19 protein-coding genes are annotated in these 19,001 nt (G+C 50.3%); 2 read left to right on the forward strand and 17 right to left on the reverse strand.

Features of this window, described 5'->3' with window-relative positions; genetic code table 11:
• Positions 1-157: 157 nt before the first annotated feature.
• The 4 genes from M1P90_RS06650 to M1P90_RS06665 all read right to left on the reverse strand — a co-directional run bounded on the left by M1P90_RS06650 (position 158) and on the right by M1P90_RS06665 (position 6,409).
• Positions 158-565: an HNH endonuclease signature motif containing protein gene (locus tag M1P90_RS06650; RefSeq protein ID WP_483701829.1), complete on the reverse strand. Its 408-nt coding sequence runs from the start codon at positions 563-565 to the stop codon at positions 158-160.
• 1,591 nt (positions 566-2,156) lie between these two features.
• Positions 2,157-2,591: a hypothetical protein gene (locus M1P90_RS06655; protein ID WP_483701830.1), complete on the reverse strand. Its 435-nt coding sequence runs from the start codon at positions 2,589-2,591 to the stop codon at positions 2,157-2,159.
• A gap of 255 nt (positions 2,592-2,846) precedes the next feature.
• On the reverse strand, positions 2,847-3,935 hold the full coding sequence (locus M1P90_RS06660; protein WP_483701831.1) for a hypothetical protein: 1,089 nt from the start codon (positions 3,933-3,935) through the stop codon (positions 2,847-2,849).
• 2,030 nt (positions 3,936-5,965) lie between these two features.
• Complete coding sequence (locus M1P90_RS06665) at positions 5,966-6,409, reverse strand: hypothetical protein (RefSeq protein WP_483701832.1); 444 nt, start codon at positions 6,407-6,409, stop codon at positions 5,966-5,968.
• 650 nt (positions 6,410-7,059) lie between these two features.
• Here M1P90_RS06665 and M1P90_RS06670 point away from each other — a divergent pair.
• A complete protein-coding gene (locus tag M1P90_RS06670; RefSeq protein ID WP_483701833.1) occupies positions 7,060-7,251 on the forward strand; it encodes a hypothetical protein in 192 nt (63 codons plus the stop codon).
• Here M1P90_RS06670 and M1P90_RS06675 read toward each other — a convergent pair.
• The 9 genes from M1P90_RS06675 to M1P90_RS06715 all read right to left on the reverse strand — a co-directional run bounded on the left by M1P90_RS06675 (position 7,246) and on the right by M1P90_RS06715 (position 15,417).
• Entirely contained in the window at positions 7,246-7,755 is a 510-nt protein-coding gene (locus tag M1P90_RS06675; RefSeq protein ID WP_483701834.1) for a hypothetical protein, read from the reverse strand. The genes M1P90_RS06670 and M1P90_RS06675 overlap by 6 nt on opposite strands.
• Positions 7,756-9,276: 1,521 nt before the next feature.
• Entirely contained in the window at positions 9,277-9,606 is a 330-nt protein-coding gene (locus tag M1P90_RS06680) for a DUF6980 family protein (protein ID WP_483701823.1), read from the reverse strand.
• 411 nt (positions 9,607-10,017) lie between these two features.
• Positions 10,018-11,055, reverse strand: coding sequence for a type I restriction enzyme HsdR N-terminal domain-containing protein (locus M1P90_RS06685; RefSeq protein ID WP_483701835.1), 1,038 nt, complete (start codon positions 11,053-11,055; stop codon positions 10,018-10,020).
• Between the two features lie 161 nt (positions 11,056-11,216).
• Positions 11,217-12,431, reverse strand: coding sequence for an IS701 family transposase (locus M1P90_RS06690; protein ID WP_483696970.1), 1,215 nt, complete (start codon positions 12,429-12,431; stop codon positions 11,217-11,219).
• Positions 12,432-12,603: 172 nt separating this feature from the next.
• A complete protein-coding gene (locus M1P90_RS06695; protein ID WP_483701713.1) occupies positions 12,604-12,969 on the reverse strand; it encodes a response regulator in 366 nt (121 codons plus the stop codon).
• 18 nt (positions 12,970-12,987) lie between these two features.
• Positions 12,988-13,239 carry a DUF7660 family protein gene (locus M1P90_RS06700; protein ID WP_483701714.1) on the reverse strand — a complete coding sequence of 84 codons (252 nt, stop codon included), beginning with the start codon at positions 13,237-13,239 and terminating at the stop codon, positions 12,988-12,990.
• A gap of 223 nt (positions 13,240-13,462) precedes the next feature.
• Positions 13,463-13,810: a DUF5615 family PIN-like protein gene (locus M1P90_RS06705; protein WP_483701704.1), complete on the reverse strand. Its 348-nt coding sequence runs from the start codon at positions 13,808-13,810 to the stop codon at positions 13,463-13,465.
• Positions 13,807-14,037: a DUF433 domain-containing protein gene (locus tag M1P90_RS06710; RefSeq protein WP_483701705.1), complete on the reverse strand. Its 231-nt coding sequence runs from the start codon at positions 14,035-14,037 to the stop codon at positions 13,807-13,809. The genes M1P90_RS06705 and M1P90_RS06710 overlap by 4 nt, the downstream gene beginning before the upstream one ends.
• 801 nt (positions 14,038-14,838) lie before the next feature.
• Positions 14,839-15,417, reverse strand: coding sequence for a P-loop nucleotide/nucleoside kinase family protein (locus M1P90_RS06715; RefSeq protein WP_483701836.1), 579 nt, complete (start codon positions 15,415-15,417; stop codon positions 14,839-14,841).
• 339 nt (positions 15,418-15,756) lie between these two features.
• Between M1P90_RS06715 and M1P90_RS06720 the strand changes: the two genes are divergently transcribed.
• Complete coding sequence (locus M1P90_RS06720; RefSeq protein WP_483701837.1) at positions 15,757-15,966, forward strand: hypothetical protein; 210 nt, start codon at positions 15,757-15,759, stop codon at positions 15,964-15,966.
• 187 nt (positions 15,967-16,153) lie between these two features.
• Here M1P90_RS06720 and M1P90_RS06725 read toward each other — a convergent pair whose 3' ends face one another.
• From M1P90_RS06725 to M1P90_RS06740, 4 genes are all read right to left on the reverse strand, one after another.
• Positions 16,154-16,483: a DUF6980 family protein gene (locus M1P90_RS06725; RefSeq protein WP_483701838.1), complete on the reverse strand. Its 330-nt coding sequence runs from the start codon at positions 16,481-16,483 to the stop codon at positions 16,154-16,156.
• Positions 16,484-16,929: 446 nt separating this feature from the next.
• A complete protein-coding gene (locus tag M1P90_RS06730) occupies positions 16,930-17,160 on the reverse strand; it encodes a hypothetical protein (protein WP_483701730.1) in 231 nt (76 codons plus the stop codon).
• Entirely contained in the window at positions 17,144-17,419 is a 276-nt protein-coding gene (locus M1P90_RS06735; RefSeq protein ID WP_483701731.1) for a BrnT family toxin, read from the reverse strand. The genes M1P90_RS06730 and M1P90_RS06735 overlap by 17 nt, the downstream gene beginning before the upstream one ends.
• 208 nt (positions 17,420-17,627) lie before the next feature.
• Positions 17,628-18,335 carry a hypothetical protein gene (locus M1P90_RS06740; protein WP_483701839.1) on the reverse strand — a complete coding sequence of 236 codons (708 nt, stop codon included), beginning with the start codon at positions 18,333-18,335 and terminating at the stop codon, positions 17,628-17,630.
• Positions 18,336-19,001 lie beyond the last annotated feature (666 nt).

The raw sequence follows: 19,001 nt of genomic DNA on the forward strand, positions 1-19,001 counted from the left end.
CCCAACGGATTGCGCTTTACCGGCGCCGCCACTGATAAATGGCAGTCACATTGTAGCAGATACTGGCGCGGAAAATAACACCGATCTCGCTCGACGCGAAGCGGCGTCCGCTGCAAGCGCGTGTTGGGCCAGCCACCCCGATACAACGTTTACTATTTTACAAGAAATTTTTTCGCTTCCTATCGCCATTACATTTAGAAGAATTGCACTGGTAGCATAGTGGCTGAATATTATCAATATTATCGGTGCCGCCTTCGCTTAAAGGGATAATGTGATCTTTCGTCCAAACGTATTTGTATCTGCGATCAGGTCGCTGCGGAATATCAGTCCATAATCGATTGCATCGTGGGCAACTGTCGTGAAGAGCAAGTTTGGCAAGCCATTCTGCTCTGCTATGAGAGCCGCCATTGACCACTTTACGATGAGAGTATATGTTGGCACGCTGGCGACGACACGACCGACAGTAGCGTTGTTGTTTACCTGTACTTGCAGATGTCCACAAACCGAAATCGGTGCTGCCACATTTACGGCAATATGTTGATGTAGATGTAGTTGTGGTCGTCATTGGTTCTGCTTTGTTTTATGGATGATCTTCTTGATTAGAAACTGCGTGACGGCAGAAAAAGCATCAAACTTTACGTCACTGATACTCGACAATAGATGTGCTGCGAGCCCAAGGTAGCGATAATTATGCGGAATAGCTTATTGCTTTATTCATAGTGTGCTATCACATTGGCATTCGATTACGCGTGACACTTGCTGGGTGGCGGCCCAACGGGTTGCGCTTTAGCGGCGCCGCCCCAATAAATGGCAAATACATTGTAGCAGATGCTGACGCTGAAAAAGGCACGATCTCGCTCGACGCGAAGCGGCGTCCGCTGCAAGCGCGTGTTGGGCGAGGGCCTGGATAAACTGCCAAGCTGAAGCATACGCCAACCACGCTGAAACGACACGAACAACTGCGCTCGGCAGAACCACGCTGACGGAACCACATTCAGCACAACGAGCCTGCGCATCACGCGGGGTTGTGGAAGCCTTGAACGGAACCACGCGGCATAACGGGCTTTTGAACCACGCAGGGTTGAGAAAGCGTTGCTGCGATCACGTGGAATACTGTTGGCTTTCGTATGCATCAGGGTTGCGAAAACGCTAACCGGAACTACTTCAGCACAACGAGCCTTCGTACCACGCGGGGTTGAGAAACCGTTGACGGTATCACGCGGCACAACGAGCCTTCATACCAGGCTCGATTGGTTTCTTCATGGCTGCATCGGGTTGTTTTGCTACAAATCAATAAAACGCCATTCGAGATCGAGACAAATTACGAACTGAGACTCGCCCAACGGGTTGCGCTTTAGCGGCGCCGCCACCGATAAATGGCAACCACATTGTAGCAGATACGAGCACTGAAAAACGCACGATCTCGCACGACGCGAAGCGGCGTCCGCTGCAAGCGCGTGTTGGGCGTGAGCACTGATAGAAAGCCAAACTGAAGCATGAGCCACAGACCTTGAAGCGACACGAGCAGCTGCGCTCGGCGGAGTCACGTTGACCGAAACTACATTCAGCACAACGAGCCTTCATCCCACACAGGGTTGCGAAAACCTTGAACGGAACCACGTGGCATAACGAGCTTTCGAATCACGCTGGTGTGTACAAGGCGTTGAACGGAACCACGCCAGCATAACGGGCACGCGCACCACGCGGGGTTGAGAAAACGCTGACTGGAATCACGCGGCACAACGGGCGTTCATCCCACGCTCGATTCGTTCCTTCGTGGTTGCACTGCTTTTTTATGCCGAAAAGACAGAAAGCGACCTGTGAGATCAAGACAACCTGCGAAACGAGACACACCCAACGGGTTGCGCTTTAGCGGCGCCGCCACCGATACATGGCACTGACATTGTAGCAGAAACTGGCGCTGAAAAACGCACGATCTCGCTCGACGCGAAGCGGCGTCCGCTGCAAGCGCGTGTTGGGCCACGGCCAGAGCACACTTGGTATTGCGGGGAGCCGTAGAGGTAGAGAACATATCACCCTCTGTTTCGCAAGCAGTGATTTGAAAATTTCGAAGACGATACGTGCACTTACTCGCGCATCCTCTGAACACTCAGGTATGGAACAGATAACCCTTTGGTACACTTCTGTCTGTTCGATTACGGCAAGAGAATGATCCGCCCTGCTTTTACTGCGCGCTGTACTTCCGGATCATTCAGATCGAGAAGTTGCCCATTATTTTGAAGTGTTTCAATTTCTGTAATTAACTCAACAGGAGGTGATGCAATCTGTAGTTCTGTTGTGGCTTGTGAAACGCAACATTCTTCCAAACAGTTGTGGAATTGAAGGATAAATCGCAAGAGCGGATCGTTGTGTTTATGAATCAAGTATTCTGCATAAGCCACAAGATTTCCGTAGGGCACCGGAACTTTCTGGCCTTCGCCCGGTAGTGTAAGTTCGTCCGCATAGGCATCGGGCAAACAAGAAAGGGCAGCGAAGGTTAGCGACCCAAGTGGAAAAGGCCGCTGTGTTGAAGCAATCGGCACAAGCTCAACAAATGCACATTTGGAGTGTGAATAGTCAGAACTGCCCATAACAGCCTCCTGATTTATTTATGAATCGCCAACTGAGAGACAAATAGAACGAATTGAATAACGAGAGATTCAACAGGATGAGGCGACTACGTTGAGTGGCCCAACGGATTGCCGTTCAGCGGCGCGCCTTCGAGACTACAATAACACTCAGCACGAAATCACATTCTAAAATAGCACCGATCTCGTGGCGCGTAGCGCGTCCGCTGCAACGGCGGGTTAGCCGCTTAAATGCCCAGTTGTTATCGTACATAATATCTACCAGAGCTTTTTCTCTTCTTGAAAGTAAAGAGTATTATTAGAGCCTGCCCATCTAAATTCACCTGTTAGAGTCGCATGTTCGTCTCGTCTTTTCCAGATAGGTCCGGCACGATAGGCCACATGTCTTTTATAATGCGCTAAGTGCACCGGAGCCATTTTAAGGTTTCCTCTTAAACCTATAAGAGTGACATTGCTTGATTTCACTTCCCAACTATCAACATTGATCATGCGTAACAGATTACCAAAAAGAATGTTTGGTATTTTAATAGATTTATTGGCTATGCGCTTCAATAAATTTTCTTTAATTTGTTTATATCTTGTAGGAAGATCTGATAATTTATGATCAGTTTCGGAGTAAAGATCTAAGGGGAAAGTTGTGGGAATTATGTCAAAAGTTTTAGTCTCATGCACAGTATCAAGTAATTTTTGAGGTACTTTCGGGTCACTATTACATGTGTGAAAAGAAAGTATATCTATATTTTCTGTATATATGGCACTGCAGAAAAACTGTATCCGAAGCCTTTCATCATCTCTAGTGTATATATCAGATGCCAATTTAGTATTAATATACGTATCGTAAAATGAGACGGGTATACTGCCCGTATCTTCTTTAGTTAAAGTTGCATAATAAAGGCCCACACTTCCACCATCAACGTAAGGTTTAAATGTAACTTCAGTAATAGAGTTTTCCTCAATTTGGGCGGAAATACCTAGAGATACGACATGGCCCTCATCAAACTTTTGAATATTAAATTCCTGCTTGTCAAGAGGTTTGGGAGCTTTACCTATTATACCAACGTGAGCTGGAGAAAAGTTCATCAGATTTATTCTATTCAGCAAGACGTCTATATGTTGTGTTGGATGCTCTTGTTGATATAAGTGTAGCATTTCGGAAATGTTAATACGCCCTGTAGTAATTATATTCCCTTGACCTTCGATTTGGGCAATACGCCCGTGTAGCTCCTCTATCTCCATTGTAATAAGAGGATCGGCGGACAATCCGAAAAGAGCTGCTTGGCGTTCGCGCTCCTGAAGTCTCCGTTTTAGCGTTTTCAGGATTTCCTCATTGCCATCTTCTTTTGACATCTAAATAATCTCCTACATCAGATCAATAAAAACTGTAAGCTGCACATCACATACAGGTATATCTAGAGTATATGCTTTCCTCTGCTTTCGCAAGTGCGGCTAACGGGTTGCGCTTTAGTGGCGCCGCCACCGATTGATGGCAAGGACATTGTAGCAGAACCTGGCGCTGAAAAACGCCCGATCTCGCTCGACGCGAAGCGGCGTCCGCTGCAAGCGCGTGTTGGGCGTGAGCTTTGATAAACGGCTAAGTGAAGGCATAAACCGATCACGTTGAACGGATACGAGCAACTGCGCTTGGCGGAATCATGCTGACTGGAACCACATTCAGCACAACGAGCGTCCATACCACGCAGGGTTGAGAAAGCGTTGACTGGAATCACATTCAGCACCACGAGCCTTCGTACCACGTTGCTTTGGTCAAACGTTGAACGGAATCACATTCAGCACCACGAGCACTCGCACCACGCAGGGTTGAGCAAACGCTGACGGAACCACGCGGCACAACGGGCTTTCATCCCACGTTCGATTCTTTCCATCGTAACTGTACTGCTTTGTTATGCCAGAAAGACAGAACGCGCCATTCGTGATCGAGACACGTTTCGCCTAAGATACGCCCAACGGGTTGCGCTTTAGCGGCGCCGCACCAATTGATGGCTGTTACATTGTAGCAGAAACTGACGCTGAAAAAGGCACGATCTCGCTCGACGCGAAGCGGCGTCCGCTGCAAGCGCGTGTTGGGCGCGAGCTTTGATAGACAGCCGAGTTGAGGCACAAAGCCGACCACGTTGAACTGATACGAGCAACTGCGCTGACCGGAACCACGCTGCCCGGAACCACCTCAGCATAACGGGCGCTCGTACCACGCAGGGTTGAGAAAACCTTGAACGGAACCACATTCAGCACAACGGGCATTCGATCCACGTTGCTTTAGTCAAACGCTGAACAGAACCACATTCAGCATAACGGGCGCTCGCACCACGCAGGGTTGAGAAAACGCCGACTAGAATCAGGCGGCATAACGAGCATCCATCCCTCGCTCGATTCGTTCCTTCGTGGCTACACTACGGTTTTTAGCCGAAGCACCATAGAGTCACATTCAAGATCGAGACGAGTTTACGAACTGAGACGCGCCCAACGGGTTGCGCTTTAGCGGCGCCGCCACGGATTGATGGCAATCACATTGTAGCAGACACTGGCGCTGAAAAAGGCACGATCTCGCTCGACGCGAAGCGGCGTCCGCTGCAAGCGCGTGTTGGGCGAGAGCTTTGATAAAAAGCCAAACTGAGGCATACGCCGGACACGCAGACCTGATACGAGCAACTGCGCTGACCCGAACCACGTTGCCCGAAACCACCTCAGCATAACGAGCCTTCGCACCACGTAGGGTTGCGCAAGCCTTGCCTGGGGCCACACTCAGCACCACGGGCATTCATACCACATTGAAATGCGCCAAACGCTGGCTGGGATCACATTCAGCACAACGAGCGCTCGCACCACGCGGGGTTGAGCATACGCTGACTGGAATCACGTGGCACAACGAGCTTTCATCCCACGCGCGATTCTGCCCTTCGTGGCTGCAGTGCGTTCGTATGCCAAAAAGATAAAGAGCGCCGTTCGAGATCGAGACTCCTTCAGAAACGAGACGCGCCCAACGGCCTGGCGTTCAGCGGGCGGCTGGAAGGTATCACATCTCTAGATCGGAACAGCGTTCGAGCGCATCTGAATACTAAAATCGCCCCGATCCAGCCGCTCCGCTGCAACGCCTTGTTCGGCGCCTTGACACAACGGAACTGATCGCCATGGACGGTATACCCAAGCACGATACTGCTCTATGCGACCGCATTCCAGCGCGCTTTCTCTATAACCCCTGACCTATTACCGCATTTGTTGTTATCATGCTTTACCTATGTCGTAGTATAGTTTGGAACCGCTGCCAAGTCCGTTCGCTTCGCCTAGAAGAGCATCCCCCGCGACTGAGGCTACTAATGGCGCTTGCTCTCAGTTAACGACGATAAGTTTGTAGATATGCCCTAACAAGAGTCTCTTTCTACGGGTAAAGGACTCTCTTGTCGTACAATAGAAAGATTGTAGTATGTTGTAGAGCCGATAATGTTTACAGCAGGGTCTGTCCAAGCATACCAACGATTGTCGGTCGCACAACCCGCATATCTGGTAAAGGCAAACCAATTCCATGCTAGTAGTGTACGAAAGCAATACTCATAGACGGTTATAGTCTTACGTCTCCAACCTGGAGGAAAAGCTTGCCAGTATCGTATGCTTCTTGTATAACTTTGAGTGGTACAAAAACCGCTTTCGGCTGCGAGATTATCTCCCTGTTGCTGTTGTTCTTCGCTCGTGGATGGGGATATTAGTAGAGCTTTTCCGAGAGTATGCGGTGTATTGACATAACCACCCAAAGAGATACCAAGCATGAAGACCAGAAGAAGTGCCGCAACTCGTTTTGTGGTATTCATGGCTACCCCTCCTTCGCTTTGTAGGTTAGAAGTTGCTCATCAGGAGTATATCGTATTATTCAGTGGATGAGAAGAGTGCCTGTTGCGCCGAACGGGTTGCGCTTTAGCGGCGCCGCCATTGATAAATGGCAATCACATTGTAGCAGAAACCGGCGCTGAAAAACGCACGATCTCGCTCGACGCGAAGCGGCGTCCGCTGCAAGCGCGTGTTGGGCGAGAGCTGTGATAAACAGCCAAGCTGAGGCATACGCTGGCCACACCAGAAATGATACGAGCAACTGCGTTTGGCTGAACCACGCTGACCGGAATCACATTCAGCATAACGGGCGTTCGCACCACGCGGGGTTGAGAAAGCGCGACACGGAATCACGCGGCATAACGGGCGTTCGTACCACGCAGGGTTGAGAAGACGTTGCCGCGACCACGTGGAAAAGAACCGGCTTTTGTCTGCATCAGGGTTGCGAAATGGTTGACCGGAACCACTTCAGCACAACGAGCGTTCGCACCACGCGGGGTTGAGAAGACGCTGGTGGTATCACACGGCACAACGAGCTTTCATCCCACGCTCGATTCATTCCGTCGTGGCTGTATGACCTTCCTATGCCAAGATGACATAAAGCGCGTTTGAAGAATGAGACAACGTTGCGTCTATGACTCGCCGAACGGGTTGCGCTTTAGCGGCGCCGCTACCAATTAATGGCAAGAGCATTGTAGCAGATATTGGCACTGAAAAAGGCACGATCTCGCTCGACGCGAAGCGGCGTCCGCTGCAAGCGCGTGTTGGGCCGTACATTGTTGCCAACGTGATTGCCATTGATGTCACTAAGCCTCACGCATTATAGAGCATCAGCATCACAGACGTCTTTTGTGCCTTCTAGGCGGCAGTAAAACCCAAACTCGTGATACCCTTGCCACGGAACAAGTGCCTTGCTTTCCTTCTGATTAAAGAAGGTCGCAAGCGTCGCTTGGCCGGGTGCAAAAAAGGTTGGTGTAGACAGTGCGAGATCGGGATGGATATCCAGTTGGTGCGTACCTCCTGCACTGAGCAAGAGCCCTTTCGCCATGTATATGATCGAGATGCTGTAGTTGACGTCGCTCGGCTTACTTTCGCCCGGAAACCCTGCGAGATGTCGTGTTACGATGATATGGCTGGGAGTGCCATACGCAGCAATCACGTCTTGAAGCGCAAACGAGGTGGGATAATTAACTTGGATGCTTTGAATGGTATGAGGAGAACGCTGCGTATCATAGAATACGCGACCACCGATTGCACCATCTTTCCACAGCCAATCAATCTCGCTTGTGCCAAGCGCAATTGGACTGGTAAAAATAGTTGTGGCTCGCACCAGCGGATTCTGTGATAGGAGAGCGTATGCTTGCGCCACCGTCGTCTGGCCCGGTGTAATACCTTCCCAACACGGTGCGCGGCATAGAGCATTTGATTGTAGCCATTGGTGTGTCCAGGACTGTGTCGGCGTCCGGCTGCTAGTACTACAGGCGGCAAGGCAGAGAAGCATGAGGAAGAAACAGACCATCATCAAAAAGAGAGAGCGATGCGGCATAAATACGAGCCTTCACTGGTTTTGATGTGAGGACTGTTTCCAAATGTGGTACAAGCAGCTGATTGTCGCTACAACAGTATATATGTTTGTCGTAGGATACGGCCCAACGGGTTGCGCTTTAGCGGCGCCGCCACTGATACATGGCAAGCACATTGTAGCAGACACTGGCGCTGAAAAACGGACGATCTCGCTCGACGCGAAGCGGCGTCCGCTGCAAGCGCGTGTTGGGCGAGAGCTTTGATAAAGAGCCAAACTGAGGCATAAACCGATCACGTTGAACGGATACGAGCAACCGCGTTCGGTAGAACCACGCTGACGGAACCACAATCAGCACAACGGGCCTTCGCATCACGCGGGTTTGAGCAAACGTTGACGGTATCACGCGGCATAACGAGCTTTCGTACCACCTTGAAATGCGCGAAACGTTGACCGGAACCACGGCAGCACAACGAGCCTTCGTACTACGCGGGGTTGAGGAGGCGTTGACTGGAATCACGTGGCACAACGGGCCTTTATCCCACGCTCGATTCGCTGTCTTGTGACTGTAGTGCTTCGATATGCCAAAAAGACAGAAATCGTCGTTCTAGATCGAGATGACTTTACACCGAAGACTCGCCCAACGGGTTGCGCTTTAGCGGCGGCGCCCCGATAAATGGCAATCACATTGTAGCAGAATCTGGCGCTGAAAAACGCACGATCTCGCTCGCCGCGAAGCGGCGTCCGCTGCAAGCGCGTGTTGGGCGTGAGCCTCGATAGACAGCCAAGCTGAAGCATGTTCGGCCAGCGTTGATGCGACACGAGCAGCTGCGCTCGGCGGAATCACGCTGACGGAACCACAATCAGCACAACGAGCGCTCGCACCACACAGGGTTGCGAAAACCTTGAACGGAACCACGCGGCATAACGGGCGTTTGTACCACGCTGGTGTGTACCAAGCATTGAACAGAACCACATCAATATAACGGGCACTCGCACCACGCGGGGTTGAGAAAACGCTGACTGGAATCACGCGGCACAACGGGCTTTCATTCCACGCTCGATTCGTTCCTTCGGAGTCGCTTTGCGTTCTTCTGCCAAAAAGATAAAGAGCGCCGTTCGAGATCGAGACAATCTGCGAAACGAGACGCGCCGAACGGGTTGCGCTTTAGCGGCGCCGCTGCTGATAAACAGCTATCACATTGTAGCAGATACTGGCGCGGAAAATAACACCGATCTCGTTCGACGCGAAGCGGCGTCCGCTGCAAGCGCGTGTTGGGCGTTTGTTTGAAACAGGTGATGAACTGGATTTGCGTACCACGTTTCTGCTTACACGCCAGATGACTTTTCGCGATACCAGGCATCCGTGTTGTATACATCGGGAATAGCCTGTTCGCTTGGTTCATCAAACCCTAATGCCGCAAGCTCATCGCGCCATCGTTCATATTTTGATTTCGGAAGACGCGTTCCACACCACGGGCAGAAACTGATCGTGATACAGGAACTTCCACCATCATGAATAATCAAGCCATAGTCATCAAATTGTGCTGTATATGTAATTAGTACATCTGGGCAATCGAAGAGGTCAGGATGGTCGGGGCAGCGATGCAGAATTTGGGATGTCATCATATCGCAGCAAAAACGTTGATTCGTGTTCATTTACAGCCTTTGATAGCTATGCGCTGCTTTCACTAGAGCGTGTAATTGTTACGTCAGGTGGTCACGTCATTTGTACACGCACCACGCGATTGGGTTGAAGCGAGTATGGCGTGAGAAAAGCGTACTGCGACGGTAGAGGTTACGTAGAGAGAAGATAGGCGCTCAAAAAACATAACGATGAATGCGGGCCAGACACACATGCGCTATCAATCCAAAACGCCGTTGATGAATGAACGCCCAACGGGTTGCCCATCAGTTGCGCCGCCCTCGATAGATCGGTAATGACTTCGAGTCGATTCTACGTTTCAAAAAAGCCACGATCTTGGGGACGCGTAGCGGCGTCAACTGCATGGGCTTGTTCGGCGGCAACGTCGCTCAAGCCTCAGTTCATTATCTCAGTTTCGTCAAGTGTTAATCATCCCAAAAATGCCGCGTGATAATTTGTATGTCTTCAAGATCATCTAATCGATCAGGTATTTCTATTCCCAATATGGACTGACAAAGAGGCGAGATATAATCTTGAAATTCGATCATTACTTCTTCAGGTATTTCACCATAAGAACCGTTGTCAATGGTGATCTGTATATACCGTATTAATATCGCTGTTAGTCGAGCTAGATGTATGTCATTACTACTTAATCTCTTAGTGTTTGAAGCTATTTCATCAAAATTGATACCCAAAACTCGAATAATTTCTTTCAAAGAGAACACTTTGGTTTTGTATTTAAATGTATGCTCACCGACGCTGATATCGTGGCCAATCTGTCGGAAATAGTCAGAGAAGTAATCGCAGGAGATGCTCAGCTTCTCGCGATTATAATCGTCCTCTACGGTGATATCGTAAAAAACAGCACGAAGAAAAAGCTCTAAACCTGATAGAAGATTGTGGTTTGAAATTGCGTACAGCGGGTGCGATAAATGGATAAATTCTTGAAGCTTGCCGAGAAATTTATTTGCACACTCAAAGGGTATAGGGCGATGAAGCCAATGGAAAAAGGGCTGAATTCTGCCCATAAAAACCAAATAAGATGATAGATTTGTAAGATCTAAAAAGGAAAAGTTCAATGGGATATCTGGGACTGCTACCCATTGCTCATCTAGTTTTCTTGTTACGAGCCACTTGTCTCCATTCGTAAAAACAGCAAATGATGCTTTTAATATATCAGCATAGCTTTGAGCTTGTTGAAGACCTTTTTCAGGACTCTTTTCTTCTTGATTTTTACATTCGATGACAATATATGGTGAATAATCCTTTATAACTACTACATCTGCCCTATGATACCTCGTGCCAACACGAACTTGTCGCTCGATCTCGATATCATTAACGTGAATTTTATAAGTGGAGAGTAACTCGAAAAGAATCCACTGCCGAACTTTTTCTTCAGGCGTAGGAGAACAACCGAAAAGATAGGCTCCGAGCGATACTTCATAGAAAGGACGTGGTGCCATGATTAAACTCTCATTATAATCTCGATATCAGTTTGATTATATCATATCCAGTTGTTCGTGGGGGTAGTGTGTTGTAGTTGCCGCCGAACGGGTTGGCGTTCAGTTGCCGCGAGCGCGCTACTCAGGCTTTCATCTAAGGTTTTGCAGAAATAGGCGAAAGCTCAGGGTAAAGCCAAACGGAGCTTGATATCGGACAGAGTCATGCCTTGGTGCGATTGTTCGATGGCCCAAGCAAGCGTTTTGCCCAAGGTCTCGCGAGCGATGGTGCGACAGGACTCGCCAATGGTCATCAGGCGTGTGTGAGCCCATTCGAAGGCACGATCATGCTTCAATTGGCGCATCAGAGCCGTGTACGCCAGGACGACGAGGTGCATGTGCCTGGTCTGGCCCATCCCGTCCCTGAGCTGACACTCGCCCATGCCCAAATGCTGCTTCCCGTCCCGATGAAAGGTCTCCGTCCCTGTCCAGCGCTTTTTGTAGACCTTCAAAATGCGATGAGCTTCCCACTGGGTTCGGTTGCTGATCAGGATCTTGCGTGGCGTCGCAGCTTCTGCTTCTGACCACAACACCAGAATACGCACTGGGTGGTTGACATTGGGCAGACGAACGGACTTGGTGAAGTACCATTGCGTGTGACCGCCGACCGTAAACTTGGTGCGAACAAGCGGCGTGAGCGTTTTGACCCACTCAGTCACGCTGGTCTGCTTCCCGCTGACTACAATCACTCGGTTGGCTTTCAAATCACCGATGTAGCTGCGACCTTTGGCGTGGAGGGTGTTCATAATTGGCGCGTTGGTGAAGTAACTGTCGAAGGTGAAGTCGCCCGGTATGTCCTCAGCGACAACCCAATCGATCAGTTCCTTAGCGAGGTCGGTGTGATTCTTGAACGGGCGCTCGTCGTCGCACTGCTCGCGCTTGCGGAAGCGCCGGAAATCGAGCGGATAATGCTTCCCACTCGGGTTGACGTAGTTGGCAAACAGGTAATCGTGGGCGATCAGGTGGCGTTTGTCGGCATGGTCCCAGAAATAGCCGACATCCTCTATCAGTTTGCCGTCATGATCTATCAAAGTGTTATCGATCGCGATAACGCCGTCGTGACGATAGCGCGTTGCAGCGTCCTGTTGAAGCCATTCGAGCCGGTGCGCGTTGATGCGCTGGACATCCCAGGGCGCTTCAGTCAACCATCGATTGAGAGTGGATTGGTCGGGTGGGGCGGCAAACTCTCGCGTGATACCGCTCACGGTCTTGTGCTCCGCTACAAACAGCCCGGTCAGGTATTCGGCAAAGTGGCGGCGTGAAGGCTCATTTGGAAACAGGTCGGCGAACTGGACCAGCAGTTCCTCGACCACCTGTGGTATCGCGACAATTGCTGGCACCTGTGCCTCCCAACTGGTAGACCAACGCTCGCCTGATCATATGCTCAGAAGCTTGTTGCCGCAAATCTGCAAAAGTCCAGTTTCATTAAAAACGGGCGATCTTGCGCGCGAAGCGGTCAACTGCAACGCCGTGTTGGGCTGCCTTTTTGGAAGTTGTTTTGGATATAGACGGTTATTCTAAACTCTGGTTGTTGGGAGCAGCGTTGAGCATTCGTAGATGGTCTATCTTGTCGCCAATCATTAACGTAGGACTATTGAGTTCTTGGTACTGTTGTGGCCTTCCAGTAATAATGAGTATGATGGCGTCACGAAAGTTTGGATGTGCACGTAGTTGCTCAATTGTAGCGATTACATCGAGAGGATATTCAACGACCACAATCGAAATGGCCACAGTGCTCTGGTAATGCGCAATCGCAACTTCAGGATTTGCTGTTGTAATCGTCTCGACTTGAACTGCGTCATTCGTGCTATCACGGATAAAGTACTCAACCAGAAGTTTATAATCAGGCTGGTCACAAAAATGGACAAGGAGTGACATAACTGTTTCCGTATCGTGCTACTCATAGATCTTGCCGCAATAGAGAAACTGTGCACAAGCACGCCAAATGGCTCCTATATCAGATGATGAATGGAGTTGCATTGGCGCGGCCTCCGCCCAAGCTATCGCGGCCTCTAAATAGTCCTCTATCGTGTCATTTTGCCATTCGTCGCGTGTGACCGGGTTGGCGCGATCTGCTTGCAAGGCACGGACAAAGGCGATAAAAGAAGATTGATCATTTACCTGTGCCACGCGATCAATGAGATGCATACCGATTCTCTCCGTGAGATTTTACCAGCAATAGAATGGCAGTGAGCTTGGACGGGTGGCGGCCCAACGGGTTGGCGTTCAGTTGCCGCGAGCGCGCTGCACAGGCTTCTATCAAAAACGCACGATCTCGCGCGCGAAGCGGTCAACTGCAACGCCGTGTTGGACGCTGCTGTTTAATTCATGCTTATTGCGGTGCAAGGATAATATGTCTCTACAGTTGAGATTATCGTGGTGGCATTGGAATAATTTCGAGCAGACGTTCGCTTGTGTTGGAAAGGAACTGGCCAATTGCGGGCGCGTGTCGGCGAAGTAGAACTTCCACTTCTGTAGTTGTACAATTCCCAATACGGATCCAAATTACTTTTGGTGGCGCACCCCGTAGGGCGCTCAGGTCATTGAAGTCCAGATCTTTGGTGACAATGGTGTAGTCTTGCTGACCTGCAAACCTCCAAATAGCATCATCTTCGGCATTGAAAAGCCCATGGAAGACAACATGGCTTGAAGCTGGAAAAAGATCATCCAGTCGTCCGACGAGCTTTCGTGAAAGGTGATGATCGAAGAGCAGTTTCATGCGGCAGCTACAAGGATCTGATGATCGCGATCGGCGGCAAAACTCAGGCAGGCGTGAATATCTTCCTCGGTCAAATCAGGAAAATCCTCAAGAATTTCTGGAATTGACATTCCAGCGGCCAGATAAGATAGGACATCATAGACAGTATAGCGGAGACCACGAATGGTCGGCTTACCACTTCGGATATTTGGATTAATAGTAATAATGGAACGGTAAGACTTGTCCATACGAATGCCTCTCAAATCGCTGCGCCGAGTGGGGTGCTTGAACGTGACGAGATAATGTGATTGTACCATACTCGTGGTCGCACAGTGATGGCAGCGTCCAACGGGTTGCGCTTTAGCGGCGCCGCCACCAGTAAATGGCTGTCACATTGTAGCAGAAACTGACGCTGAAAAACGCACGATCTCGCTCGACGCGAAGCGGCGTCCGCTGCAAGCGCGTGTTGGGCGTGAGCTTTGATAAACAGCCGAATGGAAGCATGAGACGCCGACGTTGATGCGACACGAGCAACTGCGCTTGGCGGAACCACGCTGACTTGAACCACATTCCGCACCACGAGCGTTCGTACCACGCAGGGTTGAGACAACTTGGAACAGGACCACACTCAGCACCACGAGCCTTCGTACCACGCTCCTTTGCGGCAAACGTTGAACGGAACCACAATCAGTACAACGCGGGCGCTTGTACCACGTGGGGTTGAGAAGGCGTTGGCTGGAATCACGTGGCACAACGGGCGTTCATCCCACGCTCGATTCGTTCCTTCGTAGCTGCACAGCGCTGGTATGCCAAAAAGATAAAGAGCGCCGTTTGAGATCGAGACAACCTGCGAAACGAGACGCGCCCAACGGGTTGCGCTTTAGCGGCGCCGCCACGGATTGATGACAATCACATTGTAGCAGACACTGGCGTTGAAAAACGCACGATCTTGCTCGACGCGAAGCGGCGTCCGCTGCAAGCGCGTGTTGGACGGCAACCTGTTTTGGCTTTTGATTGAGAAACATATCGGCTGGCGTGTGCCGTGCTTCTCAAGACGCTACCGGCGTCGTTCCATCGTTCCTGACATATGCGAGTGCTGTAGGAATGTACGTTTCAAGCGGCTGTGTTGTGTCAACGACCAGGTAGTTATCAGTTGGCCGCTGCATTGTGTCCATCCACTCACGGAACATGGCATCGTTGATTTCGGTCTTTCCTGTGCCAATTACGGGCGGAACACGTATCCCACTGAGTTGACTCGGCAATCGTGAGCGCGTGCGTAGCCGGTGGTCGAGTGCATCAAGGTCTGCCAGCCGGCACTCAATATAGCGATAGCGTGCGCCAGCCTCGTGGGCGAGGCGTTGCCCGCGTTCGAGCAATTCGACATACAGACAGGGACTGTCAAAAATCACGCTCCAGCCTTGTCGCAGGAGATCGCGGGCAAGAGCGTCCAAAACAGTATACGACGCTGCGCCAGCAGTGGAGGGTGGTACATTTGCTTCAAGTAAAGCGCTTTTGGTGATATCGTGGTCAATAATGACCGCTCCAATCTGTGGTGCGATAGCGCGGGCAAGTGTCGTTTTCCCCGCGCCAGGTACGCCAGACATTTGGATAAAAACCAAGTCAGACATGGGCCGAAACCTTCGTGGACAGACTATCAAAGGAGAAGAAGATACGCTGATTGAGGGATACAGCTATCCAACGCCTCAAACGTAAGAAGAATATGATGGGTTGCCGTCCAACATGAAAGTGAACGAATCCGACAGCACCTATTATCGGCTAGGAGCGGCTTTCGCGCAAGTGATTCGTCCTATAGGTGAAACGACTGCCATCACGACTTGGATTCGTCTATTTCGCCAATGGTCGCTGGATTGTGAGTCGCGTGCGTCGAAACTTCAACTGGTGAGTCAATGACGAGGCACGCAAAACGGCTTTTTTGCGGGAAGCGGCTGATCGGGTGCCGGCCCAACATGAAAGTGAACGAATCCGACAGCACCTATTATTGGCCAGGAGCGGCTTTTGCGCAAGTGATTCGTGCTATTGGTGAAACGACCGCCATCACGACTTGGATTCGTCTATTTCGCCAATGGTCGCTGGATTGTGAGTCGCGTGCGTCGAAACTTCAACTGGTGAGTCAATCACGAGTCACGCAAAACGGCCTTTTTGCGGGAAGCGGCTGATCGGGTGCCGGCCCAACGGGCTGCGCTTTAGCGGCGCCGCCACCGATTGATGGCTGCCACATTGTAGCAGACACTGGCATTGAAAAAGGCACGATCTTGCTCGACGCGAAGCGGCGTCCGCTGCAAGCGCGTGTTGGGCGTTTGTTTGAAACAGGTAATGAACTGGGTTTGTGTACCACGTTTCTGCTTACACGCCAGGTGATTTTTCACGATACCAGGTATCCGTGTTGTATGCATCGGGAATAACCTGTTCGCCTGGTTCATCAAACCCTAATGCCGCAAGCTCATCGCGCCATCGTTCATATTTTGATTTCGGAAGACGCGTTCCACACCACGGGCAGAAACTGATCGTGATACTGGAACTTCCACCATCATGAATAATCAAGCCATATTCATCAAATTGTGCTGTATATGTAATCAGTACATCTGGGCAATCGAAAAGATCAGGATGGTCGGGGCAGCGATGCTGAATTTGGGATGTCATCATATCGCAGCAAAAACGGTGATTCGTATTCATCTACAACCTTTGATAGCCCTGCACTGCTTTCACGAGACCGTGTAATTGTTATATCTGGTTGCCACGTCAATTGTACACGCACCACGCGATTGGGTTGAAGCGAGTATGGCGTGAGAAAAGCGTACTGCGACGGTAGAGGTTGCGTTGAGAGAACATAGGCGCTCGAAAAAACGTGACGATGAATGCGGGCCAGACACACCTGCGCTATCAATCCAAAACGCCGTTGATGAATGAACGCCCAACGGCTTGGCGTTCAGTTGCCGCGAGCGCAGGTATGAACTTTCTTAAAAAGCACCGATCTCGCGCGCGAAGCGGTCAACTGCAACGCCGTGTTGGACGGCTGGTAGCGTAGAGGTTTAGGTCTAATACACGCGGAAAATAGCTTCGCTTATGAAGTTCCCGAACGCAGCCGTGAAAGCAAATATTGGCACGCGTCTATGCAGATATTATATGGTTTGCCGGACGCTCGTTTTTGCTACATTGAGCAGTAAACGTAAGGCGTCATTGACAGCTTCTTCGGTCGGAAATGCTGCGGCGACGTCTGGAGCAAGCCGAACAATATTTGACCCCGCAGCGAGCCGCTGCACATATTTACCACGGATGCCATTCCTTAAGACGTTCTCATCATATTCGTCGCGGAGATCATCCTCACGTGGTGTATTACTGTTCTGACTCATATAATCGCCGCTCCTTCGGTTTGAGCGTTCGAGCGCTAATGATACGAATACGATCGCCGCGATCTGTATGAGCAACCATCAGCAAGCGCCCTTCTGCAGATGTGCCAAGAACAATGAAACGATCCTCATCCTGCGAATGATCCGGATCGGCGAACGTGATTACAAGCGGATCAGAAAAGACCGTCGCCGCTTCGGGAAAAGCGACGCCATGTTTGTGGAAATTATACTCAGCTTTTTGATCGTCCCATTCAAAATCCATGCAGTTAGTATAGCATAGTCACGTGAGCCTGGTTGCGCATAATCGATGTGATGGCTGCCGTCCAACGGCTTGGGCATCAGCGGCGGCGCACTGATAGGTCAGTACTGGTGTCGAGCCGATTCCAACCTTCAAAAAAGCGACGATCTTGTGGGCGCAAAGCGCCGTCCGCTGCATGCCCTTGTTAGCCGCTCGAATCGTTGCTTCTACTTTATTCTTGCCATATTCCGCTTTGAGTTAACTCAAAAATAACGTGCCTTTGCTCTAGTAAATTCGGGATATATTCTTTTGGAGTGTGTACTTGCAGTAATGCACCAATGTTGCAAGATGCAAACAGGCTTTCAAATATTTCCTTGGTCAAGCCATGTTTGAATTTATTCGCAGAAACGGTTTTCGTTCTTCCGTGAATTAGTTTGGCTTCACAGGCGTGCACATATCTTTCGACGCCGCTGTATTTTACCCGATACCAACACCCACAATAACCATTTAATCTTACAGGCGAGATGGTGGGTGGTTTCTTTTTATAGCGACAGACATCGGGACAGTTGCTTAAGAGTTGACTTAATTGATTTTCATCTTTCTTGATCAGAAGCTTCTTATCAGCACGCTTGTATTGAACAAGGGCATACTTTACTCCTTGGATTTCGTAGATTAAGTCAGCACCTGCAATATCTCGTAAGCCAACTCCCGTTTGATGTAGCACTCTTGTAGTTATGGTGACACCATCGATAAAGTGTTCACGAGATTGAGCTGGGGCGATGTCATAATTATCTCGATAAATATCATCCTGTTCCACAGGCTGTAAAAGATTTCTCTCGATTTGACTGTTAATGTTTGCGATGGCTTGCTGATGCTTAATGATGCCATTCACTAAATGGTTGACATCGTAGATAATGCTGTTGTATTCGGCGATTTCCATAGTGGTTTTTATTGTCAACTAGCTGCGAGGTAAGCAGGTAGATTGTAGCACAGTTTGCAAGACAGGTAGGGATACGGCAAGGGGTAGAGAGCAGCTAACGGGTTGCGCTTTAGCGGCGCCGCCACCGATTGATGTAGCAGATACTGACGCTGAAAAACGCATGATCTCGCTCGACGCGAAGCGGCGTCCGCTGCAAGCGCGTGTTGGGCGTGAGCTTCGATAAACCGCCGAGTTGAAGCATGCACCGACCACGCAGAAGTGATACAAGCAACTGCGCTTGGCGGAATCACGCTGACCGGAACCACTTCAGCACAACGAGCTTTTGTACCACGCGGGGTTGAGAAAGCGTTGACTGGAATCACAATCAGCACCACGAGCCTTCGTACCACGTTGCTTTGGTTAAACGTTGAACGGAATCACAATCAGCATAACGAGCGCTCGCACCACGCAGGGTTGAGAAAACGTTGCCGGTATCACGCGGCACAACGAGCCTTTGCACCATTGTCGATTCGTTCTTTCGTAGCTACAAGGCGTTTTTATGCCGAAACACCAGAAAGCGACATTCGAGATCGAGACGAGCGTACGAACTGAGACGCGCCCAACGGCTTGGCGTTCAGTTGCCGCGAGCGCGCTGCTCAGGCTTTCATCAAAAAACGGGCGATCTTG

Source organism: Kouleothrix sp. 19917, assembly GCF_057073505.1.